General features: G+C 71.0%; 18 protein-coding genes and 1 pseudogene. 7 read left to right on the top strand and 12 right to left on the bottom strand.

The window, feature by feature from the left end; all coding sequences use genetic code 11:
- Nucleotides 1-49: 49 nt before the first annotated feature.
- Nucleotides 50-910 (top strand): serine hydrolase, encoded by an 861-nt coding sequence (locus ACFYNU_RS30110; protein WP_356594315.1) that lies wholly within the window; start codon nt 50-52, stop codon nt 908-910.
- 144 nt (nt 911-1,054) lie between these two features.
- On the opposite strand, the gene ACFYNU_RS30105 is transcribed toward ACFYNU_RS30110, so the two are convergent.
- The 7 genes from ACFYNU_RS30105 to ACFYNU_RS30075 all read right to left on the bottom strand — a co-directional run bounded on the left by ACFYNU_RS30105 (nt 1,055) and on the right by ACFYNU_RS30075 (nt 9,857).
- Nucleotides 1,055-1,327 carry a hypothetical protein gene (locus ACFYNU_RS30105; RefSeq protein WP_356594317.1) on the bottom strand — a complete coding sequence of 91 codons (273 nt, stop codon included), beginning with the start codon at nt 1,325-1,327 and terminating at the stop codon, nt 1,055-1,057.
- A gap of 60 nt (nt 1,328-1,387) precedes the next feature.
- The gene (locus ACFYNU_RS30100) at nt 1,388-1,744 is read right to left on the bottom strand and encodes a PRC-barrel domain-containing protein (RefSeq protein WP_356594319.1); all 357 of its coding nucleotides are present in this window, start codon (nt 1,742-1,744) and stop codon (nt 1,388-1,390) included.
- A 134-nt stretch (nt 1,745-1,878) separates the two neighbouring features.
- The gene (locus ACFYNU_RS30095; protein WP_356594321.1) at nt 1,879-3,051 is read right to left on the bottom strand and encodes an ROK family transcriptional regulator; all 1,173 of its coding nucleotides are present in this window, start codon (nt 3,049-3,051) and stop codon (nt 1,879-1,881) included.
- Nucleotides 3,052-3,306: 255 nt separating this feature from the next.
- Complete coding sequence (locus ACFYNU_RS30090; protein WP_356594323.1) at nt 3,307-6,585, bottom strand: PQQ-dependent sugar dehydrogenase; 3,279 nt, start codon at nt 6,583-6,585, stop codon at nt 3,307-3,309.
- 122 nt (nt 6,586-6,707) lie between these two features.
- Nucleotides 6,708-7,679, bottom strand: a complete 972-nt coding sequence (locus tag ACFYNU_RS30085) for a sugar phosphate isomerase/epimerase (RefSeq protein WP_356594325.1) — start codon at nt 7,677-7,679, stop codon at nt 6,708-6,710.
- A gap of 339 nt (nt 7,680-8,018) precedes the next feature.
- Nucleotides 8,019-8,972: a hypothetical protein gene (locus tag ACFYNU_RS30080; protein ID WP_356594327.1), complete on the bottom strand. Its 954-nt coding sequence runs from the start codon at nt 8,970-8,972 to the stop codon at nt 8,019-8,021.
- A gap of 495 nt (nt 8,973-9,467) precedes the next feature.
- Nucleotides 9,468-9,857: a helix-turn-helix domain-containing protein gene (locus ACFYNU_RS30075; protein ID WP_356594329.1), complete on the bottom strand. Its 390-nt coding sequence runs from the start codon at nt 9,855-9,857 to the stop codon at nt 9,468-9,470.
- 120 nt (nt 9,858-9,977) lie between these two features.
- Between ACFYNU_RS30075 and ACFYNU_RS30070 the strand changes: the two genes are divergently transcribed.
- The 6 genes and pseudogenes from ACFYNU_RS30070 to ACFYNU_RS30045 all read left to right on the top strand — a co-directional run bounded on the left by ACFYNU_RS30070 (nt 9,978) and on the right by ACFYNU_RS30045 (nt 15,631).
- On the top strand, nt 9,978-10,838 hold the full coding sequence (locus tag ACFYNU_RS30070; protein WP_356594331.1) for an SDR family oxidoreductase: 861 nt from the start codon (nt 9,978-9,980) through the stop codon (nt 10,836-10,838).
- Between the two features lie 198 nt (nt 10,839-11,036).
- Nucleotides 11,037-12,050 carry an NADP-dependent oxidoreductase gene (locus ACFYNU_RS30065; protein ID WP_356594333.1) on the top strand — a complete coding sequence of 338 codons (1,014 nt, stop codon included), beginning with the start codon at nt 11,037-11,039 and terminating at the stop codon, nt 12,048-12,050.
- Nucleotides 12,051-12,091: 41 nt separating this feature from the next.
- On the top strand, nt 12,092-12,517 hold the full coding sequence (locus ACFYNU_RS30060; protein WP_356594335.1) for a MerR family transcriptional regulator: 426 nt from the start codon (nt 12,092-12,094) through the stop codon (nt 12,515-12,517).
- Nucleotides 12,518-12,729: 212 nt separating this feature from the next.
- On the top strand, nt 12,730-13,500 hold the full coding sequence (locus ACFYNU_RS30055; protein WP_356594337.1) for an NPP1 family protein: 771 nt from the start codon (nt 12,730-12,732) through the stop codon (nt 13,498-13,500).
- A 214-nt stretch (nt 13,501-13,714) separates the two neighbouring features.
- Nucleotides 13,715-14,744: pseudogene (locus tag ACFYNU_RS30050) on the top strand (MFS transporter).
- Nucleotides 14,745-14,797: 53 nt separating this feature from the next.
- Complete coding sequence (locus ACFYNU_RS30045; protein WP_356594339.1) at nt 14,798-15,631, top strand: NAD(P)H-binding protein; 834 nt, start codon at nt 14,798-14,800, stop codon at nt 15,629-15,631.
- A gap of 74 nt (nt 15,632-15,705) precedes the next feature.
- Here ACFYNU_RS30045 and ACFYNU_RS30040 read toward each other — a convergent pair whose 3' ends face one another.
- The 5 genes from ACFYNU_RS30040 to ACFYNU_RS30020 are packed head-to-tail and all read right to left on the bottom strand — an operon-like array spanning nt 15,706 to nt 23,016.
- Nucleotides 15,706-18,534, bottom strand: a complete 2,829-nt coding sequence (locus ACFYNU_RS30040) for a hypothetical protein (RefSeq protein WP_388767705.1) — start codon at nt 18,532-18,534, stop codon at nt 15,706-15,708.
- 5 nt (nt 18,535-18,539) lie between these two features.
- Nucleotides 18,540-19,652, bottom strand: a complete 1,113-nt coding sequence (locus ACFYNU_RS30035) for an AAA family ATPase (RefSeq protein WP_031232592.1) — start codon at nt 19,650-19,652, stop codon at nt 18,540-18,542.
- Nucleotides 19,653-19,664: 12 nt separating this feature from the next.
- On the bottom strand, nt 19,665-21,128 hold the full coding sequence (locus ACFYNU_RS30030) for a VWA domain-containing protein (protein ID WP_356594343.1): 1,464 nt from the start codon (nt 21,126-21,128) through the stop codon (nt 19,665-19,667).
- Nucleotides 21,125-22,543, bottom strand: coding sequence for a hypothetical protein (locus tag ACFYNU_RS30025; RefSeq protein ID WP_356594345.1), 1,419 nt, complete (start codon nt 22,541-22,543; stop codon nt 21,125-21,127). The genes ACFYNU_RS30030 and ACFYNU_RS30025 overlap by 4 nt, the downstream gene beginning before the upstream one ends.
- Nucleotides 22,513-23,016 (bottom strand): hypothetical protein, encoded by a 504-nt coding sequence (locus ACFYNU_RS30020; protein ID WP_356594347.1) that lies wholly within the window; start codon nt 23,014-23,016, stop codon nt 22,513-22,515. The genes ACFYNU_RS30025 and ACFYNU_RS30020 overlap by 31 nt, the downstream gene beginning before the upstream one ends.
- Nucleotides 23,017-23,184 lie beyond the last annotated feature (168 nt).

Here is a 23,184-nt window from a genome sequence, read left to right as displayed (position 1 = left end):
CGAATTGCCTAATGTCCGTTTTGTGCTTCGAAACCACAGACTGCCGCAATTGGCCGCAGCCGCGCTCGCCCTCGCCGTGACGGCGTCGGGCGGAGCGTTCGCCGCGGCCCAGACCACCGACGGGCCGGCACAGACCGTGGACGTCGTCGACGCCGCCAAGGCGTCGTCGGCCGGTGTCGACGGCGCGATGCGCAAGGCGCTGGACGCGCTGCCCAAGAGTGACGGCCGTTACACCGTCGCCGTCGAGGACCTCAAGGGCCGGACCTCGGCCGTGTACGGCGGCGGCACCGGCGCCTACGACACGGCCAGCATCGTCAAGGTCGACATCCTCGCCGCCCTGCTGCTCGACGCCCAGGACCACGGGAAGACCCTCACCGCGCAGCAGCAGAAGCTGGCCGCCGCGATGATCCGCAGCAGCGACAACAAGGCCACGGACAAGCTCTGGAAGGCGATAGGCGGCACCGACGGCCTCGACGCCGCCAACAAGCGCCTCGGCCTGAAGGCCACCCACGGTGACCCGGACGGCCACTGGGGCCTGACCCGTACGACGGCGGCCGACCAGATGGTGCTCCTGGAGACCGTCCTCGGCGACGGCCACTCCCCGCTGACCGCGCACTCGCGCGCGTACCTGCGCTCACTCATGAGCACGGTCGAGTCGGACCAGCGGTGGGGGATATCCGCAGCCGACGACGGCAAGGGGGCCGCGGGCGGACCCGCGCTGAAGAACGGCTGGCTGCCGCGCAGCGAGACGGACCTGTGGGACGTCAACAGCATCGGGCGCGTCGAGTACGGCGGCCGGACGCTGCTCGTCGCCGTCCTGTCGGATGGCCAGCCCACCTACAAGACCGGCGTCGACCTGGTGGAGCGGGCGGCGGCCACGGCGGTGAAGGCCTTCGTCAAGGCGGAGTAGACCGGCAGGCACCGGGTTTCGTGCTCGCCGCGGACCGACCGCCCCACCGGGACACCGGGGCCCTCGCCGGCATCACGCGGGTGCCCTGAGCGGACCGCGCCGGAAGGGTCAGCCGTCAGCCGTCAGCCGTCAGCCGTCAGCCGTTCATGCCGTCGGGCCGGCGCCGAGTTTGATCAGCAGCGCCGCCAGAAAGGCGCGGACCTCAGGCTCACCGTGCGGCTGCCAGTCGCCGTCCGTGATCGGCTCCGCCGAGCGCAGCGCGTCCGTCAGCATCCGCGTCCGGTACGTCGGCGGATCGTCGCCCAGCACGCCCCTCGCGATGAGCCCGCCGACGCGGGCGGCCTCGTCGTCGTCCAGCCGGGCGCTGAACTGCGTGCAGTAGAGCACCTTGTTGATGAAGCCACGCCATTCGTCCACCGGCGTCAGCGTACGGGGATCCGGCGTGCCGGACCTCGGCTTCCGAGGAGCCCGGCGGGGTCAGCGCCGGGCGAGCTGGCGCTCGCCGCTGGGGCCGGGCTCGTAGGGCAGGTCGTAGTGGGAGAAGACGGCCTTCTCGTCCTCCGCCGGCAGCACGTCGTCGGTGCCCATCGACGGCGCGTCCTTCACCACGGTCTTCGAGTAGCCGACCCTGACATAGCCCGGCCCCACCACGGCTCCCGCGAGCGGGACGAAGACCAGGCGGTGCCGGGTCGGCATGCCGACGATGACCGTCGCCACGGCGGGCTCGTCGGTACGTGTGTCGACGTAGACCGCCTCCAGCGAACCGATCTTGCGCCCGTCGGCGTCGACGACGTCATGGCCGCGCCATTCACGGATGTCCGCAGAATTGATCATGTCGGCTCTCCTCTGTGCGGTGGCCCCCGCGATCGGGCGCACTTGTGCGACTGCCCCGCCCGGCTCCGGTCATGTTCGCCGACCGTGGGCCGAGCTGCCACCGGGGGCGGGCGTACGGGCCACAAACCGGTCCGTCAGGACTCCTCGCCGTAGCTGAGTTCGCTGGCCAGCAGCGCCGCGCCCACGACCCCGGCACGCGGGCCCAGTTCGGACATCACGATCGGCAGATTGCCCGTGGCGAGAGGCAGCGAGCGTTTGTAGACGACGCTGCGGATCTCGGCGAGCAGCGGGTAGCCGAGCCCCGTCAGACCGCCGCCGATCACGATCATCGACGGGTTCATGAAGCTGACCAGGGTGGCGAGCACCTGGCCCACCCGGTGGCCGCCGGCCCGGATGAGGTTGACGCACGTGTTGTCGCCGCCGTCCGCGCACTCCGCGACGTCCAGCGCGGTCAACACCCCTCGCTCGGCGAGCCGTTCGGCCAGCGCGGGCGACTGGCCCGACCGCGCCGCCTGGGTGGCGTCCCTGGCCAGCGCCACCCCGCCGAAGTACGCCTCCAGACAGCCGGTGTTCCCGCAGGAGCAGACCGGTCCGGCCGCCTCGGCATCCACCTGGACGTGTCCGATGTCGCCGGCGCAGCCCTCCGCGCCCCGGTAGATACGGCCGTGGTGCTGCATGCCCGAGCCGATACCGCTGCCGATCTTCACGAAGAGCAGATGGTCGACGGTCGAGGCGACCCCGCTGTGCTGCTCCCCGAGCGCCATGACGTTGACGTCGTTGTCGACCACGACGGGGCAGCCGTGCGCGCGGGCGAGGGTGTCGCGTACCGGGAAGCGGTTCCAGCCCACCATGATCGGCGGCGAGACCGGGACGCCCTCGCGGAAGCTGACCGGCCCCGGCAGGCCGATGCCGATGGCGTCGAGCCGGGTGTAGTGCCCCTGGTCGGCCATCGCGCGCAGGAGTTCGCTGACCCGGCCCAGTACGGCGACGGGTCCCGAGCGGATGTCGACGGGCTCGGAGCACGCGGCCACCGGCGCGAGCGCGCCGTCGGTGATCTCGATGTCGACGGAGCTGGCGCCCAGGTCGACGGCGGCGAACCGCAGACCGGGATCGAGCTGGACGAGGGTGGAGCGCCGTCCGCCGCGCGACGCGGCGGGGCCCGCCTCGCTGACCCGCCCGGCGGCGACCATACGGTCGAGTTCGCCGAGCAGCCGTGGGCGGGGAACCTCCAGCCGGTCCGCGAGCTGGGCGCGGGACAGCGGGCCGTTGTCTCGCAGCAGACTCAACACGCGGTACTGGATGTTCACGGACGTAACTCCTCTGGACGCCTTCGGACAGCTTCGGGAGGTGTCGCGGGGCGGAGCACGGGCGTACCGGCGGTACGCAGGGGGCTTTCGGTAACTTTTTCACAGAACGTCGAAAGTTGCCGCCTTGTTGACGGAACTCGCCCCGGCCCCGGTGGGAACCCACTGTGGCCGTGGGACGGTCCGGGTCCGGGCACAGAACTGCCCCGCCGGTGAGAGCGGGGCATGGCAGCGGGGCAGCCCTGTCGGTCCCCGGCGTCAGCCGGTGGCGCCTCCCTTCAGCGCCCGCGCGTCCCGTGCCAGGGCCGCGCCCGCCGCGCCGTCCGGCACCAGGGCGGTGTCGGACGTGTAGCCGGCGAACGATTCCAGTACCGCCGCGGCCTGACTGGCGCGGCCCGCGTCGGCGTGTGCCTCGGCCTGCCCGAGCCGTACGGTCAGCCGCTGCTGTCCCTGCGCCGTGACCAGGCCGTCGGCCCGCAGCTGGGTGATCAGCGCCCGGATGTCCGCGTAGGAGGTACGGGTGGTGAAGGCGACCGTCTTCGTGGTGGTGTTCCCGGCCTTGTCGCGGGCCCTGACCGTGAGGTCGTGGTTCCCCAGCGGCAGCCGCCACAGATCGAGCGCCTGGCCGGAGTTGACGGCCTTGCCGTCCACCGTGGCCGTGACACTCGCCCCGCCGGACACCGCGTCCGTCGCCGAGAAGACCGGGGTGAGGCGCTTGGAGTCCCCGTAGACGCCGTCGGCGTCGATGCCGGTGGCCGTCACCGTCGGACCGGTGCGGTCGATCCGTACGGTGAGCGAGCCCACCTCGGAGACGTTGCCGCCGTTGTCGGTCGCCCGGTAGCGGACGGTCGTGGCGCCCTCCCTCGACAGGGTGACGGCCGAGTTGGCCGACTGCCATGTCGTACCGCCGTCGATCGAGTACTGACGGCTGGCGACCGTCCCGTTGTCCGTCGCCGCCACGGAGAGCGACACATTGCTGGTGTACCAGCCGTCGTCACCGTTGGGCCGGGGCGGGTTGAGCGTGGCGGTGACCTTGGGCGCGGTCTTGTCCGCGACACCCGCGCCCTGGAAGGTCAGCGAGTCCAGCTCGACACCGCCGGACGTGGTGACGAAGACCTCGCCGGTCCCCGAAGGGGCCTTGTCCAGTGCGGTGGTGACGGTCTGCCAGCCCTCACCGGCCGGCACCTGCACCGTCGCGAACGGCTCCGCGTCCGCCGAGCCCCAGCGCAGCGCCAGCGAACCGGCCCCGCTCGCCCGGGTCTTGACCCCGTCGATCCCGGCGAACGACACCGGGTCGTACGCGATCCAGTCGCCCGCGTCGAACGAGGTGAGCTTGCGCTGGCCGGACGCCGTGGTGTCGTCGCTGATCGTGACACCCTCGGCGGAGTCGTAGTGCTCGCCCTGCATCAGCGCCGGGTTGAGCACCACCTGGGCGTCACCGGTGGCCGGCGGCACGCCGCCCGCGCCCTTGTCGGTGTAGGTGATGCCGAGGACGCCGAACACGTTCTCGGTGTCGCCGTGGCCCGCGTCGGCCGGCGTCAGGACGCCGCCGGTGCAGCCGGTGCCGCTGTTGACCGGGTGCCCGTGCTGGTTGTGCCCGAGACCGAAGGTCCAGGCGGCCTTGGCGCAGTCCGGTGTGGTGCCGTCCTCCGGGTCCTCGACGGCGATGCCGTACGGCACCGCGTCGCCCCAGTTGAAGAACCCGCCGTCGGGCGGCGAGGTGATCCGTACCGTCGGCGCCGTGTTGCCCACGGTGATCTGACGGCTCGACAGACCGGACTTGCCCTGCGGGTCGGTGACCTTGAGCCGGGCCTGGAACTGCCCGTTGTCCGGGTACGTACGGTTGGCGGTGGGCCCGGTGGCGTCGAACGTGCCGTCGCCGTCGAGGTCCCACTGGTAGGTCAGCTCACCGTTCTCCGGGTCGCTGGACCCGGTCGCGCTGAACGAGACCGTGAGCGGGGCCTGGCCGGACGTCTTGTCGGCCTTGATCACGGCGGTGGGTGCCTTGTTGCCCTCGGCGTAGTCGATCCGGTAGAGGCCCGCGTCGGGGTTCTGCCGGAAGAAGCCGTCACCGTAGTCCAGGACGTAGAGCGCGCCGTCCGGGCCGAACTCCAGGTCCATCGGGTTGTCCCACTGCGGGATGCCGTTCTGCGAACGCTCGCTGTTCGGCAGCACGTTCTCCAGCTTGCTCACCGGGCCGTCCGGACCGTCGAGCGTCAGCGCGGCGACGTAGTCCTGCGAGAACTCCGCCATGAACGCCTTGCCGTCCCAGTACTCCGGGAACTTGCCCGGCGACGGGTTGGCAGCGTCGTAGTGGTAGACCGGACCGCCCATCGGCGCCTGGCCGCCCGGACCGCCGGGACCGCGGAAGGCCGTCAGCTCGGGCCACGGCTGGTCGCTGTCCTTGTCGCCGTACCAGAGCGTGGCCGGCGCGGACGCGGGCAGCTCGGTCAGACCGGTGTTCCAGCGGGAGTCGTTGACCGGCGCCGCGCAGTCGAAGGCGGGCCCAGGAGTGAGGGTCGCGAAGTCGAAGTCCCGGTAGGGCTTGGTGTTGTCGCCCGTGCAGAACGGCCAGCCGCTGTTCAGCGGCTTGGTCGTGGTCTGCCACTCGACGTAACCCATCGGCCCGCGGTTCGGGTCGGCCGTACCGGCGTCGGGGCCGTAGTCGCCCCACATCACGGCGTCGGTCTTCCGGTCCACCGCCAGCCGGAACGGGTTGCGCAGACCCATCACGAAGATCTCGGGACGCGTCTTGGCCGTGCCCGGCTCGAAGAGGTTCCCGTCCGGGATGGTGTAACTGCCGTCCTCCTGGACGTCGATCCGCAGGATCTTGCCCCGCAGGTCGTTGGTGTTGCCCGCGCCACGGCGCTCGTCGAGCCCCGGGTTGAAGCCGGCCGCGTCGTTGATCGGCGTGTAGCCGTTGACGTTCGGGCCCGACGCCGGCGTGTTGCCGCCCGTCGCGAGATACAGGTTGCCCTTGCTGTCGAAGTCCACGTCACCCGCGACATGGCAGCACTGACCGCGGTTGGCGTCGACCCGGATGATCTCCTGGGCGGTGGAGAGATCGAGCTTGTCGCCGGTCCACTTGAAGCGGGTCAGGGTGTCGTACCCCTCCCACTGCTTCCAGTACGCGTCCGTCTGACCGGCGGGCAGCGTCTGCGGCGCGGAGCCGGCCGGGGTGTTCAGCGGCGGCGAGTAGTAGAGATAGACCCACTTGTTGGTGGCGAAGTCCGGGTCCAGCGTGACCGTCTGCAACCCCATCTCGGAGTTCTGGTACACGTCGACGTGGTTGACGACCTTCGTGACCCCGGTGCCGGGGTCCGTGAGCCGTACGTCGCCGTTGCGGGCGGTGTGCAGGACACGGTTGTCGGGCAGCACGGCGAGGTCGATCGGCTCGCCGGTGTCCTTGGTCAGGGTGACCTTCTCGTAGTTCGACCAGTCCAGGGCGTGTTCGTGGCCCGGGTGCGCCTGGGCGGCGGGCGCGACGGCCACACCGCCCAGGGCGGGCAGCGCCACGAGCAGGACCCCTGTGATCATGCGTCTCAGGGTGCGGTGCACGGGATGACGTCTCCTCGATCGCTGAGGGTAAGGAGCGGAGAGAACATGTCGGGCGCCCCCGCGCGCGGCGGCGCCCGACATGTTCACCAGGGGTGACTCGCTCAGCCGAGGAGTCCCTTGAGCGCGGTGAAGCTGCGCTCGGCCGCGCCGAGCGAACCCGGCGGATTGGGCTGCGTGTTGGGCGCGGTGTCCTGCTCCCAGATGCCGAGGTGCGAGGCGCGCGGCCCGATGTCACGGACGAACTTCTCGTACGGCAGGTCTCCGGCACCGAACTCGACGATGTCGAAGCCGTTGGCGTTCGCCGAGTTGGCGTCGCCGTCCTTCATGTGGAACAGCGGGTAGCGGTACGGCTGGTTGCGCACGTACGCCGCCGGGTCGAATCCGGGCCAGCGGTACTGGCCCACGTACGCCCAGTAGATGTCCAGCTCCAGATAGACATGGCGCGGGTCGGTGTTCTTGAGGAACACGTCGTAGAGCCGGACCGAGGGCTGGTCGGTGGCGAACGCGAACTCGCCCGCGTGGTTGTGCTGGTAGAGCTTGAGACCGCGCGCGGTCGCCGCGGCGCCCCAGACGTTGAACTCGTCGGCGGCGGCGCGGTAGCCCGCGACGGTGTTGACGTTCGTCGGCGCGTTGGCGGTGCCCACGTGCGGCATGCCGAGGATCTGCGCGGCGTCCAGCTCACCCTGGAGGTTGGAGCGGAAGTTGCCGATACCGACGTGACTGCCCACCGCGCGCAGGCCGTTGTCGTCGAGCAGCGTGCGGATCTCCTGGAGAGTGATCTGCCGGCCCAGGATGGAGGTGTTCTGGGTGTATCCGGCGAACTCGATCTCCGTGTAGCCGATCCGGGCCAACTCGGGCAGGACGACGCCGAATCCGAGGGCGCTGACCTTGTCACGGATGCTGTAGAGCTGGATGCCGATCCGGTCCTTGGGGATGGACAGCTTGCTCGGCGTTGCGGCGGCGGCGGAGGTCGCGGCGGCCCCGGTGACGGAGGCGGCGGCGATGGCCACGGTGGTGCCGGCGGTGGCGCGCAGGAAGTCCCTGCGATCGAAGGACTTGTGAATATGGCTCACGGTCACTCCAGGGGAATGAGGAGAAGAGGGTAGGGACCGGGGCGCGCGCGGCCGGAGCGATGCTCTCGATGGTGCGCGCCGACGACGGCGGAGGGTGGCTGTGCGCCGGCGGGAGGGGAAGCGCCGAGCGGGTGCGGAGGTACGGGGGTGCGGAGGTACGGGGGTGCGGTGGTACTGAGGTGCGACGGTGTGGCGGCACGGTGTACGGCCGTGCGGAAGTACGGCGCGTGCGGCGATACGCGGATTCGCGGGTGCGGGTTCGCGGGTGCGGGAGTTCGCAGGTACGGCGACGGGGCGGTCGCCGTCACCTGCTGGTGTCGCGGCGTGAGCCGCCCGGCGTCAGAGGCGGGACTTGCCGGCCTCGTGGGCGTCGGCCTTCGCCGCTGCCGCGCGCTCGGCGGACTTCTCGGCCAGCTCGGCGCCACGGTCCTGCGGCGCGGCCTTCTTGGCGGAGCGGGAGGACGACGCGCCGGCGGCGGCGGTGTCCCCGGTGACGGCGCCACGGATACGCGCCAACTCGCCCACGACCAGGACGGGGTTGTTGCCGGTCGCGGTGAGCGAGCCGCGCACGATCGCGTTGTCGAGCACGGAGTTCGCGGTGTTGTCGGTGAAGGCCAGGTTGCCGCCGAAGTACGAGGCGCCCGCGCAGGCACCCAGCGCGCCCTCGCCGCCGATCTGGAGGTTGTCGGCGTTGCCGGAGTACTTCGCGGCGCCGTACACCTCGCTGGCGCAGAACACGCCGCCGAGGGTGTTGCCGTTGACGGTGAGCGCGCCCTTGACGGTGGAGTCGTACACGTCGGTGTACTGGTTGTTCTCGCCCGTCAGCGCCGCGTTGAGGGTGCTGCCGGAGACGTACAGCTCGCCGTTCTCGGTGCTGACGTTCCCGCCGAGCGTCGAGTCGACCGCGTAGACGAATCCCTCGGTGGCGTCGACCGCCTTGAGGTTGCTCTTCTCCAGGTGCGTGCCGAACGCGGACTCGGTCGTCAGCGCGCCCTTGACGGTGGTGTCGGTCAGGTCGAGGTAGGCGTTCTCCTCGACGTTGACCGCGCCGTTGAAGGTGGCGCCGGCCGCCACGAGGTCGGCGCCGGCCTCGACCGTCACCGAGCCCTTGACTCTGGTACCGGTGAGGGTGCAGGACTTCCCGGCCGGTACGACCAGGTCGTTGCTGACGGTCACGGCCCCGCCGTCGCCGACGCAGGTGGTGTAGAGAGCGGCCTGGGCGGAGCCCGAGAAAGCCACCAGGCTTCCGGATGCCACCAGCGAGGCCGTCGCGATGAACGTACGGATCTTCATGTCGCTTCCCTTCAGCTGCGGTCACGGCAGGGTCGGTGACCCGGCCGGTTTCCCCGTCCTGCGACGGGGGTGCTGCACGGTGCGTGTGCGACGAACGCCGTGGTGGCGTGCGACGCAGCGCCTCGTGACGGGCGGTGGCCCGGCCATGGGGGGAGAGACGTGGAAAGACTCGTGAGGTGAAGGGTGTTCGGGTGAACGCCCGTCGGCTGCGGTGTTACCGCGACGAAACAATGTCTCGGTGGGCCGAGACATTAGAGCGCCACGTGAAGACTGTCCAGAGGTTCGGTATGAATCTCGACAACTTTCTAATGATTCATCAAAAGGTGTGCTGTGCCCGTGGGAAAGGCGACGGAAAGTCCGGGGGATCGGCGGGCACGCGCAACGGCCCTTCCGGATCGACACGTTCGCGGTAGCGAAGAAGATGGTCGTGAAGAAGGTGTCCGTGGCGGAGTGATCGTGAAAGGTGATCCGAAAGGGCGGTGGGGCAGGGGGCGTTCAGGGGCGCGACGCTGCCGCGCGCGCCTCGTCGTACGCCTCGCGCGCCGTGAACACCGCGTCCAGCCGCCGCTCCGTCCAGCGCGCCAGCGCCCATACCTGCTCGGCCGCCTCGCGGCCCAGGTCGGTCAGCGAGTAGTCCACGCGCGGCGGGATGACCGGCTGGGCGTCGCGGTGGACGAAGCCGTCGCGCTCCAGGGTCTGGAGGGTCTGGGCGAGCATCTTCTCGCTGACTCCGTCGACCGTGCGGCGCAGCTCGCTGAAGCGGTACGAGCGCTCCAGCAGGGCGGCCAGCACCAGAACGCCCCAACGGCTGGTGACATGTTCCAGTACCAGCCGGGAGGGGCACATTCGCCGGTTGACGTCGCGGGTCTGGATGCTTTCGTCCATTCCGGTACCTTACTTCAAGGTGGGTACTTCCTCTGAGTAAGTGTGGAACATATCGTTGATCCAGCGAGTTACGAATCAGTGCCAAGCATGGCAAAACGTACGAAATGGATTGGGCCCTTCATGAGCATCGTCGTCACCGGAGCGACCGGACACCTCGGCCGACTCGTCATCGAATCCCTGCTGGCCGCCGAGGTGCCGGCCGGCGGGATCACCGCCGTCGCACGGGACAGGGCCAAGGCCGCGCCCCTGGCCGCGCTCGGTGTCGACGTGCGCGTCGCCGACTACGACAGGCCCGAGACCCTGACGGACGTCTTCCGGGCCGGTGACCGCGTCCTGTTCGTCTCCGGCAGCGAGAACGGCCGCCGCGTACCGCAGCACACCGCCGTCATCGACGCGGCGCGGGCGGCGGGCGTCGCGCAACTCGCGTACACCGGCGCGCTCGGCGGCCCCGACGCCGACTTCCAACTGGCCGCCGAACACAAGGTCACCGAGCAGCTGATCCTGGACTCGGGGCTGCCGTACACCTTCCTGCGCAACGGCTGGTACACGGAGAACTACACCGAGAACCTGGCCCCCGTGCTGGAGCACGGCGCCGTCGTGGCCGCGGCGGGCGAAGGGCGCGTGGCCTCCGCCGCCCGCGCGGACTACGCGGACGCCGCCGCGGCCGTACTCACCGGTGACGGTCACCTGAACAGGGCGTACGAGCTGTGCGGCGACACCGCCTGGTCCTTCGCCGAGTACGCGGCGGAGCTGTCGAGGCAGACCGGCCGGACCATCGTCTACAACAACGTCCCCGGTGAGACGCTGCGGGGCATCCTCGCGGGCGCCGGGGTGCCCGAGCCGATGCCCGGGATTCTCGTGGACGTGGACAAGGCCATCGAGCGTGGACTCCTCGTCCGTACGACGGGTGACCTGTCCCGGCTGGCGGGCCGGCCCACCACACCGCTGGCCGAGTCGATCGCGGAGGCGCTGAAGGCCTGACGCGCCGACGGGTGGTGCGAGGGTCGTCGAACAGGCACCGGCCGACCCGGCCGGTGCCTGTTCGCGAGCGCGAAGTGGCCGAGGTCATCGGTGGCGAACCGAGTCTCCCGACCGCGCCCGGCGGGGGACTTGAACTTGCCGTATGCGTCAAGTTTTAGCGTCGTCACGGCCCGTTCGTCCCCGTCCTGAGGAGTCGCGATGACCGCTGTCCCTGCCACCCACGGTGAAGTGTGGCTGCGCGCCCGCCCGGAAGGAGCGCTCGGCACCGACCACTTCGAGGTGGTGCGTGTACCGGTCCCCGAAGTACGGGCCGGGCAGGTGCTGGTGCGCAATCGGCTGATGAGCGTCGTCGCCGTGATGCGTACGCTGCTGGCGGACGGCGCCGGTCTGCCCGTACCGGTGGCCGCGCTGGGTGAGCCGATGTGGGCGCCCGCTCTCGGCGAGGTGGTGGCGGCGCCGGGCGGTGAGCTGGCGCCGGGCGATCTCGTGACGCACGGCCTCGGCTGGCGCGAGTACGCGGCCGTCGACGTGGCCGAGGCCCAGCGCCTTGACCCGGCGGAGCTGCCCGATCCGGCCGCGCACCTCTCCCAGGCGATGACGGCGTGGCTCGGAGTCGTACGGGGCGCCGAAGTGCGGCCCGGAGACACGGTGTTCGTGACCGGCGCGGCCGGCGGTGTCGGGACCATGGCCGGGCAGTTCGCCCGGCTGCGCGGCGCGGAGCGGGTGATCGGCAGCACGGGCTCCCGGCTCAAGGGCGAGTATCTGGTGCGGGAGTTGGGGTACGACGCCATCGTCGTCCGGGGAGCGGCGGTGCCGATCGAGGACCAGTTGCGCGAGGCGGCTCCCGAAGGCCTGGACGTGGTCTTCGACAACGTCGGCGGTGAGCAGCTCGTCGCGGCCCTGGCCGTGGCCCGGCGCGGCGCGCGCGTGGGGCTCGTCGGCGCGCTGTCAGGCCAGCTCTCCGGCGGCTTCGCGGCGCCCGTGCGGATTGACACCGGTTCGCTCATCATGCGGGGGATCACGCTGCGCGGGATGTCGGGCAGCGATCATCTGGACGCGATCCCGGAGGCCATGCGGGAGTTCGGGCGCGGACTGCGCGAGGGGTCCATCGTCTTCCCGCACGCGCGGCTGTCGGGCATCGACCAGGCGCCCCGGGCACTGTGCGAACTGCTCGAAGGACGTCACACGGGCGCCGTGCTGGTGGAATTGTGATCGGTGTCCGTTCGTGGGCGCCCGGTCTGGAGGGATCAGCGATGCGTATCGGCGACGCGGCGGCTGCCGCGGGCCTCACCCCGCGGGCACTGCGGTACTACGAGGAGGAGGGCCTGCTTCGGGCCAGGCGCCTGGCGTCCGGCCACCGGGAGTACGGGCCCGAGGACGTCCACCGGCTGCGGGCGGTACGCCGGCTTCTGGAGGCGGGGCTGACGATCGGCGATCTGAAGGCCTTCGTCGACGTCCTCGACATGCTCTATCCGATGGACGGCGAAGCCGCGGGGCCGGGGCCCGGGCCCCACGAGCGGCTGGACCACTGTCCGGTCGCCGAGGTGACCCTCCGTCGCCTGGCGGCGCTGGACGAGCGGATCGAGGGGCTGGTCGAGGCGCGTAATCGGCTGGCGGCGGGGCTCGCGGACCGGTTCGGAGACGTGTTTCCCGAGCCGGGCGCACATCGGGCGGCCTGACGGGAGGGGCCGGGCATCCGGGTGCCGCGCGTCCCCGACTCGCCCGGGCGCCCGGGGCCGCGTGTCCCCGACTCGCCCACCCCCTCTATTGGTTGATCTTTCACCGCACTGACACTTCCTGACGCTCGGCAAGTCAACAAGGGCCGGAGAAGATGATCCGAGCATGTCAAGATGACCGACGCCCCCACGCCGCGGTCGATCAGGAGGACGCAGTGAAGAAAAACTCGCGCATCCGCAAGGTCTCATTCACCCTTGGCAGTGCCCTCGCACTGGTCATCGCGTTTCCCGGGAACGCTCTCGCCGCCGATCCCCCCAGCGCCCTGCCCGCCAACGCGGACGGACTGGAGCAGACGTTCCAGCCGGCGTACGACTACGACACGGACGGCTGCTACCCCACCCCCGCCATCGGCCAGGACGGGACCATCAACCCCGGCCTCAACCCGAGCGGTGCGCTCAACGGCCAGTGCCGTGACTCCTGGGACCTGGACAACACCAACGGCTACTCGCGGTCCAAGTGCAACAACGGCTGGTGCGCCATCATGTACGGCCTCTACTTCGAGAAGGACCAGGCCGTGGTCGGAAGCGGCCTCGGCGGGCACCGGCACGACTGGGAACACGTCGTGGTGTGGGTGCAGAACGACCAGGTGCAGTACGTCTCCACCTCCGCCCACGGCAATTTCGACATCCACACCCGTGACCAGATGCGGTTCGACGGGACGCACGCCAAGGTCGTCTACCACAAGGACGGCATCGGGACGCACGCCTTCCGCGCCGCGAACGGCAACGACGAGCCGCCGGAGAACCACCAGGGCGGCTGGCAGTTCCCCAGGCTGGTCGGCTGGAACGGCTACCCGGCCGGTCTGCGCGACACGTTGAGCCAGGCCAACTTCGGCAGCGCCGTCTTCGGCCTCAAGGACGGCAACTTCAACGGGCACCTGGAGAAGGCCAAGCCGGCCGGTATCCCGTTCGACCCCAACGCCTGATGAGACGAGCCGGGGGCGGGGGAGGCGCCCGGGGCGTACGGGCCCCCGCCTGCCCACCCGCCCCCGGCCCGGCCGCTGTTACCTTGACCCTGTGTTCCTCTTCCGTGCGTAGGACCTCGTAAAGACCGCGACGGCTGTCTCCGTCGCGGTCTTCCGGCGTCCCTGTACGGCCGCGGCGCCCGAACCCGCGCCGCCCTCTTCGAGGAACACACCCATGCCTTCGTACGCCGCCGTCCTGCGGACCCCGCACGCCCTGAGCACCTTCGGCGCCGCCCTGCTCGGCCGGCTCTCCTACGGAACGGTCTCCCTCTCCCTCGCTTTGGCGGCGAAGGACGCCTCGGGCTCGTTCGCCGTCGCCGGCACCGCACTCGCGCTGTTCGGCGCGACCGGCGTCGTTCTCTCGCCCGTACGCGCCGCCCTGGTCGACCGGTACGGCCCGCGCCGGGCCCTCGTGCCGATGGCGGCCGTGTACGCCGCGCTGCTCACCGCGTTCGCCCTCGTCACCCGCGATCACCCGGCGACGGAGGCGGACACACCGGCCGTGCTGCTGGGCGCGCTCGCCGTCTGCGCCGGGGCCTGTATGCCGCCGCTCGGTCCCACGATGCGGACCCTGTGGGGTCAACTCATGCCGGACCGGCGGATGTTGCAGCGCGCCTACAGTCTCGACGGAGTCGCCGACCCGACCGCGCGGTCTCGGGCAGCCGGTGCTGGCGGCGGCCGGTGTCGGACTCTGTCTGGGCGGGCTCGACCTGCTGGCGATCGCCTTCACCGAGCGGGCGCACCAGCCCGGTGCGGTGGCATGGGTACTGGCCGCGCTCTCGGCCGGCAGCGCGGTCGGCGGCCTGGCGTACGGCGCCGTCTCCTGGCGGTCGGCCGCCCGGCCGAGGCTCGCCGTCATCTGCGCGGCGCTCGGCGTCGCACTGGCGGCGGCCGGTCTCGCGCCGAACGTGTACGCGCTGGGCGCGGCGGCCCTCGTCGCGGGCCTGTTCGTCGCACCGGCCCTGACCACCGCCTATCTCATCGCGGACGAGGCAGCCGCGCCGGACGCCCGTACCCGGGCGGGCGCGTGGGTCAACACCGCGCTGAACGCCGGGATCTCGGGCGGTACGGCCCTCGTGGGCGTACTGGTGGGCACGCTGCCGCTGTCCCTCTGCTTCGTCCTGGTCGCCGCACCGGCGCTGCTCTGCGCCGCCGTCACACTCCACCGCGGCGACGCCGATCCCCTTGACCACAAGTCCGGTTGAGGTCCTAGCGTCGGGTCTCGTTGATCACGGCATGACGAACGGGAGAAGACCTCATGATCCTTGTGACCGGGGCCACCGGAAACATAGGCAGCGCCCTGCTGCGAGAGCTTCGGGCGTACGGCGTCGGACCGCTGCGAGGGCTCACCCGTGAGCCCGCACGGGCCGCGTTTCCCGAAGGGGTCGAGGTCATGGCCGGCGACCTCGCCCGGACATCCTCGCTCCAGGCCGCGCTGGAGGGCGCGCGCTCGCTGTTCCTCGTGTCGGGCAGGGGCGCGGACGCCGAGATCATCGAGGCGGCCGGATCGGCCGGTGTGGAACACGTGGTGCTCGTGTCGTCCATCACCGGTCAGACCCATCCGCATCTGGGCCCCGCCGCCCAGAACCTGGCCGTCGAACGGCTCCTCAAGGACAGCGGCATGACATGGACGATCCTGCGGCCGACCCAGTTCGCCTCGAACGCCCTGCTGTGGGCGCAGGCCATCCGGAAGCACGAGGCGGTCCGACTGCCGTACCCGGACGTCGGCCTGCCCACCATCCACCCCGCCGACATCGCCTCCGTGGCCAGGGCGGCACTGACCGGGCCCGGCCACCGGGGGCTGACCTACGCCCTGACCGGTCCCGTACGGATCACGCCCCGGGAGCAGATCGGGGCCATCGCCACGGTCCTGGGGCGGGACATTCCGATCACCGAGATCAGCCGGGCCGAGGCGCACCAGCAGATGGCCGACCTCATGGGCGACGAATCCGCAGCCGCCGTACTCGACCTGACGGGCGGCGACGTCAACGACGAACTGCTCATGGTGCGCGACACCGCTCCCCGGGCAAGCGGTGTTCCCGCCAGGACGTTCCAGCAATGGGCCGCGGAGAACGCCGCGGCCTTCCGCTGACCGTCCGGACGCCGGACCGCCGCCCCGGCCGGGCCCCGTCGCCGATCGGGGCCCGGCCGGGGGACTCCTCCGGGTCAGGGGCCGGCCAACAGCGCCTCCAATGCCACGGCCGTGTCCGGGTGCCGGGCGGTGAGGACCGCGCCCGACGGACCGGGAGCCGCCGTCTCCCACGTGCCCTCGTAACCCAGCAGATCCGCTACCGCGTCGCACGTCGCGGGATACGCGGCGAGCAGCGCGGCACCCACCCCGGCGCCGGTGCCCGCTGGACGGCCCTCCACCACTACGGGGGCCTCCAGCCAGGGCGGCACCCACGCGTCCAGAGCCGCGAGCCGGCCGGGGAAGATCCGGCCCGCCTCACGGATCAGCAGCGGCGCCAGCTCGGAGCCGTCCGCCCGCAGCGTGCTGATCAGCGTCGGCAGCCACGGCAGCAGCACCGGATCCGGCAGCCGTGCGAACGCGTTGGACACCGCCTCCACGACGAAGTCCGCCAACTGCGGCACCGGCTCCAGCGCGTGCAGGAACCCGCTGAGATAACGCGGATACGCGGGCACCACCAAGGGATTGCCGAGCAAGTCGTCGCAGCGCGCCCGCAGTTCACCACGGGAGAGCTGACCCAGCTGGACCTGGGCCGCCCACCGCAACGCCACCTTGGCCGGTTCCCTCGGATGCGACTGCGCGAACGCCAGCTCCAACTGCGTACGGTCGCAGCCCAGCGACAGCGCCAGAGTCTCCATGCTGAACAGGAAGCCCAGCATGGCCGCCACCTGCCGGACCTTCGCGTCCTCGTCGCCGAACGCCGTCGGCAACAGGGTGCAGTAATGCGCGTACCCCGTCTTGACGAAGGACTCGATCCACGGCGGCAGCACCGGCTCACTGGTCCGGTAGTACGCGAGGAGCCGGCGCACCCGGCGCAGCACCTCCGGCGCGCCGTCGACGCTGCGCTCGGTCGCCAGGACCTCCAGGGCGCGCGTGCCCAGCTCGTCGGCGAGACGGCGGCTGCGCAGATACAGCGTGGCGTCCTCCACCGCCTTCAGGACATCCGCCGTGGTCGCCTGCGAGTCGTACGCCCGACGCCGCAGCCGCTGCTCCAGGACCTGCTCGATGGTGACACCCTCGTACCCGAGCTCGATCAGCTCCCGCTGATGCGTGCCCAGCGCCAGGTCCCAGGACTCCTGGATGGGCTGCTCGCCGAGCCGGCGCTCGCCCATGATCGCCCGCGCGGCGCCCCACGGCAGCAGATGGCGCAGCATCCACAGCACGTCTGAGCAGCGCGCCAGCTCCGGACTGGCCGCCATGTCCAGCAACGCCCTCTGCACACCGCGCTGCTGGAGCTTCAGATTCAGTGGCGCGAGCCGGTCGTGCACATCGCGCGCGAGCGGCGGCAGGGCTTCGTAGCCGACCTGTCCGATCCGGTCGCCGCCCATCATGATCTCCACGATGCGCCGCACGTCGCGTCTGCCCGGCACCGAGTCCTTCTCGACGCAGGTGATCGCCGCGTCCTGGAAGTCGTACGGCGTCGGCCTGGCCCGGTCACGCATACCGGCCAGCAGGATCGACGTCTCGAACACGGCGATGGCGTCGGCGGTGGAGGCCAGATAGCCGTTGCGGCGCGCCGCGCGCACGATCTCCACCGACCAGCCCAGCAACTCGGCCTCGTCCAGCGGGTCGAGCACCGGCGCACGCCGCAGGAAACCGGAGAGCTTGTCCGAGGGGATGTCCGCCACCCCGGGGACGACCGGCACGGCGGGCTTCGCGGCTTTCGCGGTCTTCGCCGGCTTCTTCGCACCGGCCTGCCCCTCGAGCCGGAACGGCTGGACCCGGGTGCGCTTGAGATTCTTCGCCCACTGGGTCGCGGCGATGGACACCGAGCCCGCGGTGAGGCCGAACTGCGCCTCGATCGCCGAGTGGCTGGAGGGAATCAGACCGTGCTGCCACACACTCGCGCTCGGCGGACCGATCTCGAAGGTCGCGGCGCCGTCGACACCGAACTCCGCGACCCGGCTGGCCGCGTGGAACGCGCCGCAGACATAGAGACAGTCCGCGGCATCGGTGCCGGACGCGGCGAGATGTTCGCGCATCCTGGTCCACATGTACCGCTCGCGGTCCTCGTCCACCCGGACCCGCTCGGCGTCACCCGGCGCCAGGCGCCGGAAGAGGCTCCCGATCAGCAGCATGACCTGCCGGTAGGTGTCGTGGTCGCTGTCGCCGAGCGGCAGCTCGACGTACTGGTGCCACCACTCCGACCAGTGCCGCACCCGGCCGTGGCGCAGCAGATGCTCCTCCAGCTCGGCGAAGCGCGGACGCAGATCGCCGATCTCCACACCGACGGCGTCGCCGTGCAGCGCCGCGTCCTCGTCGGCCGGCGATGCCTCCGACAGCACCTCGGGCGCTTCCGGATCGGCGGGCCCCGCCCCGGCCGCCCCGTCCATCTGCCACTGGAAGACGTGGTCCGACGAGCGGTCGACCAGGACCAGCTCCACGCCCGGTGTGTCCAGCGCGTAGGCGATGGCCTGGTACTCGGCCGACGCCTCGGTGATCGGCGCGACGACCGACAGCGGCGCCCAGGCCGCGGGGAGGCCGTTGACCTCACTGGCGAACGCCTGCACCGCCACCGGGAGCCGGCAGTTGCGCAGCTCGGACAGGAGCGGCGCCATGTCCTCGCACAGCTCCAGATAGACGACCTTCGGACGCTTCTCCCGCAGCCGCCGCGCCATGGCGATCGCCGAGGCCGGTGAGTGATGGCAGACGGGGAAGATCTCAAGCGGTTCACGGACCGCCCGGTCGACGTCGTCGACGATGCCGAGGAGGATCCCCTCCAGCGCGTCGGGCCCGTCGGCCAGCGCCGTCGCGGCCTCCCCCAACTGCGTACGCAGCGCCTCGAAGACCGCCTCGCCTTCCCGCACGGGGCTCACGAGAGGGTGGCGATCGCGTCCCGACCGCCCTCCAGGAACTCCGGCCAGGAACCGCCCTGTTCCTTGCTGCGCGGCTCGACGACTCCGTGCAGATACTTGTTCAGGATGGCCAGGTCCTCGGGCTCGCGCCGCGCCAGCGAACCGACGAGCGAGGAGGCGAGGGCACGGGCCGTCAGCTCACGCTCGCCGAAGAAGTTGCTGTGCAGGATCGCGTCCTCCAGGACGCCGATCTGCTCGGCGCTCGACAGCGCCGACTCCAGCTTCTCGTCGTCACTGCCCGCAGCGGCGGCGGAGGCCCGTAGATCCGCGAAGCTCTGAAGCAGCACGTCCAGCAGGGTGGGCGGCACGTCCAGCTCGATCCGGTGCCGGCGCAGCAGCTCCTCCGTACGGAAGCGGACGATCTCCGCCTCGCTCTTCCGGTTCGTCACCACCGGGATACGTACGAAGTTGAACCGGCGCTTGAGGGCGGAGGACAGGTCGTTGACACCCCGGTCGCGGCTGTTGGCGGTGGCGATGATCGAGAAGCCGGGCTTGGCGAAGACGATGCTGTCGCTGTCCAGCTCCGGGACCGAGATGTACTTCTCCGACAGGATCGAGATCAGCGCGTCCTGGACGTCGCTGGTGGAGCGGGTCAGCTCCTCGAACCGGCCGATCGCGCCGGTCTCCATCGCGGTCATGATCGGCGAGGGGATCATCGACTCACGCGACTGTCCCTTGGCGATCACCATGGACACGTTCCACGAGTACTTGATGTGGTCCTCGGTCGTGCCGGCCGTGCCCTGCACCACCAGGGTGGAGCTGCGGCATATCGCGGCGGCCAGCAGCTCGGCCAGCCAGCTCTTGCCGGTCCCCGGGTCACCGATCAGCAGCAGGCCGCGGTCGGAGGCCAGGGTGACGACGGCCCGCTCGACCAGACTGCGATCGCCGAACCACTTCTGCGGGATCTCCCGGTCGAGCCCGTCGGCCCGCTCGGACCCCAGGATGAACAGGCGGACCATCTTCGGCGAAAGGCGCCAGGAGAACGGCTTGGGACCGTCGTCCACCGACTCCAGCCAGTCCAGCTCCTCGGCGTACTTGATCTCGGCGGGAGCGCGCAACATGTCTGACATATCAGGGCCTTTCTAAGCGAGAAACGTCTTGAGTTCGTGAACAAGCTTCTGGATGTGACCGGAGATCACCGGGGTGCCGAGCGTCTTGAAGCGCTCCCGGAACCAGGGATTGACCTCCTGGCGGCCGGAGCTGGTCACCGAGCCGACCGGGATGAACTTCACGCCGGACCGGTGGACCTCCTCGATGCCCTCGAACAGCGGCTGCGAGCGGTTGAACTCGTAGAAGTCGGAGATCCACACCATCACCGTGTTGCGCGGCTCGGTGATCTTCGGACGGGCCATCGCCATCGCGACCGGACCGTCGTTGCCACCCCCGAGATTGGTGCGCAGCAGCGACTCGAACGGATCGTTCACCCACGGAGTCAGGTCGATCGCCCGGGTGTCGTACGCGATCAGATGCACATCCACCTTCGGCAGACCCGCGAAGATCGACGCCAGAATGGTGCAGTTGACCATCGAGTCGACCATGGAGCCCGACTGGTCCACGACCACGATCAGCCGCTGCGGTGTCGTCTTGCGCGCGGTGTGGCGGTAGAAGAGGCGGTCGACATAGAGCCGCTCCTCCTCGGGACTCCAGTTGGTGAGGTTCTTCCAGATGGTGCGGTCCAGGTCGAGATTGCGGTACACCCGCTTGGGCGGCACCGAACGGTCCAGGGCGCCCACCGTCGACTTCTCCACCTGCGTACGCAGCACTTCGGCGACCTCGTCGACGAACCGCCTGATGAGGGACTTGGCATTGGCCAGCGCCACACCCGACAGATTGCTCTTGTCGCGCAGCAGCTGCTCGATCAGCGACATGCTCGGGGTCAGCCGCGCGGCGAGCGCGGGATCGGCGAGCACCTCCCGCAGATGCATCCGCTTGACCAGATCCGCTTCGATGGCCCCCAGTTCGGGGCCGATCCCCGGAACCAGCCGGCCGATGTCCGGCCCGCCCGCACCCCCTGCGGGGCGCCCGCCGCGCAGCGCGCCCGGCTCGCAGCCCAGCGCGCGCTCCAGCCAGCCCGCGTCGGACTGCCACTGCGCGAGCTGTCCGGCGGTGACCGTGCCGGAGCCGCCGGCGCACGCGTAGACGTTGAGCAGCACCTTCGACACCAGCGCCGCGCGCCGCACCTCGGCGGCACGGTCACGTCCGCTGTCGCTGCCGTCGGCGTTCTCGCTGTCGCTGTCGTCGTCGGCGGCGGCGGTGTGTTCATCCGGCGCGGGCACCGGCGCCGGCACCATCAGGCCGTCGAGTTCGGCGGCCAGCGCGGGGTGACGCTGGACGGTCGAATCCATCGAGACATTCGGGTCCAGCAGCGCGGGCGGCAGGCCGATGTCCTCGACCACGGCGAGACTCGCCGACTCCAGGGCCGCCTGCTCCTCGGGGTCGAAGAGCCGGGCCAGGAGCCGCCAGTACAGGACCTGGCGGCGGTTGTCGTCGGCACTCAACTCGGCGCCCCGCCCGGCCGCTTCCGTCGTCTGCGTCGTTTCCGTCATTTCCGCAGCAGCCTTCCGGCTCGTTCCCGGAGGACCGCTCCGGCGTCGGTGGCGGCCTTCTCGGCCTTGGCACCGGCCTTGTCGGACGTGCCGCCCGCCCATGCCCCGGCGTGGATCGCGGCGGGCTTCTTCCGTACCAGCGTCTCGACCGCGAGCGGCTGGACGCTGAATGCCCCGGCGTCCCAGCGGAGCAGCCCGACGCACGCCACCGACGCGGCCACCGCCGCGGGCGTCAGCGGCCCGGCGGTCGGAATACGGTCGGTGTCGACAGCCAGGTCGTGCCCGGCGAGTGTGAACGTCAGTCCCTCGTCGCCCTGTTGGGCGTCGTACCTCTCCAGGAGGACCGGCGCGGCGATCCGCGCGGGATGCCGGTCCAGGGGCGCGGTCATGGGAGCCGTGGCGGTGGACATGGCGACACGGGCCGTGGCGAAGGCGTCGGCGGGCTTGCCCGCACGAGCCAACTCGTCGCTCCACACCAGGTCGCCCTCGGCGGTCAGCGGCATGTCCGTGAGGTCCATGGAACGGCCCTCGCTCACCGCCGCCAGAAGCGACATGTGCGGGCGCAGGAGCTGCCACAGGCCGGCGCCGACGACCGTGTCGGGCTTCGGCACCGAGACGTTCGCCCGTACCAGCCGGGACGCAGTGCCGTCCGCCGGCTCGAACACCGCGTGCACCTGCGCCTGGACGGCGGTCGCGTGCTCCTGCACGTCCACACCCAGCGGCAGGAGACGCCCGGTGGCCGTCCCGGTCACGGGCACGTGCGCCGCACCGGGCACGGTCAGGATCGTCGCCCGCGACCACAGATCGGCCCAGCGCCGGACCGGCACCCGCTCCAGGGTCGACCCCGGGCAGGACGCGGCGAGTTCGGCGGCGAAGCCGTCGAGCAGCGTCGCCGGCCGGCGCAGCTCCGGGTCCGGCAGCATCGCGGAGACGACGGGCGCCGCCCCGGAGACCACCTCGTGGTCAATGCCCTGCCAGCCGGCCCGTGCCAGATCGGACAGCCAGGAACGGGCGGCGGCGAGCAGATTCCCAGCCTGCCGGCCGGCCGGGGCCGGGACGCTCTCCTCGGCGCGCTCCCGACCGGTCGCCTCCGCCACACGCGCCGCCAGCGCGTCGTGGACGGAGCCGACCAGGGCCGTACGGGCGGCGGCGAGAGCGACGAAATGGTCCTCGCTCGCGGCACCGGCCGCCGCCTTCTCCGCCGCCTCGGCGACCCGCGCGGCCAGCGGTGTACCGGTGACGGCGTCGGCCAGCGCCGTCAGACCGGTGGTGAGGACCGCGTGGGGACGGAGCAGACCCACGACAAGCGCCCGGTCGAAGGCGTCGACCGCCGCCAGGGCCTCGTCGACCCCAGCCACGGGCTCGGTGAGCAGGTCGGCGCGCATCAGGCCACCGCCCTCGTCGGCGGGAACCACTGCATCTCCGGCAACGGCACGGTCGTCGGGGCGAGTTCCAGATACGCCAGATGGCGCAGGAACCGGCTGAAGACGGGCGCCGCCGCGGCGGAGTCGCCCTGTGGAGGACGCGTGCCGGTCATGGTCATGGTGAGGGTCTGGGCGGTCGGCTCAGCCTCGGCGGTCTCGACCCGGAGATAGCGGGCGACGCGCTCGGCGCCGTACTGGAGCACCGCCTCGTTGACCAGCGTCCGGATGTGGTTGCAGAACCCGCCCCGCGCGCCGCCGCACGGCCGGTTGTTGTTGGTGCTGCACGCGTACGCGAAGGTGCCGGCCCCGACCGACGACACGTACACCCGCTCGATGTCCGATCCACTGGACACCACGCCCTGAAGCCGTCCGTCGGCCAGCTCGACGAAGGGGACCTTGGCGAGCTTGCGCGGCCGGGCTGGCGGAACCACCCGTGCCGTGCTCGACCTTTCCCAATCCGACACCGCACCATCTCCTTTTCAGCAGGGGGGACTTGCGCGCCGCCAGAACGGCGGAACACGAATGAACCTACTGGTGACCACTGACAACGCCGATCACGATCCACAGGCCGGCGGGAGTCCCCGGAGTGGCCGCGGCGAACCTCGTCACGCGACCGCCGCCTCGGCCCCCTG

Source organism: Streptomyces sp. NPDC006643 (genome assembly GCF_042870175.1).
Taxonomy (GTDB): domain Bacteria; phylum Actinomycetota; class Actinomycetes; order Streptomycetales; family Streptomycetaceae; genus Streptomyces.
This window is presented reverse-complemented; position numbering and strand designations above follow the sequence as displayed.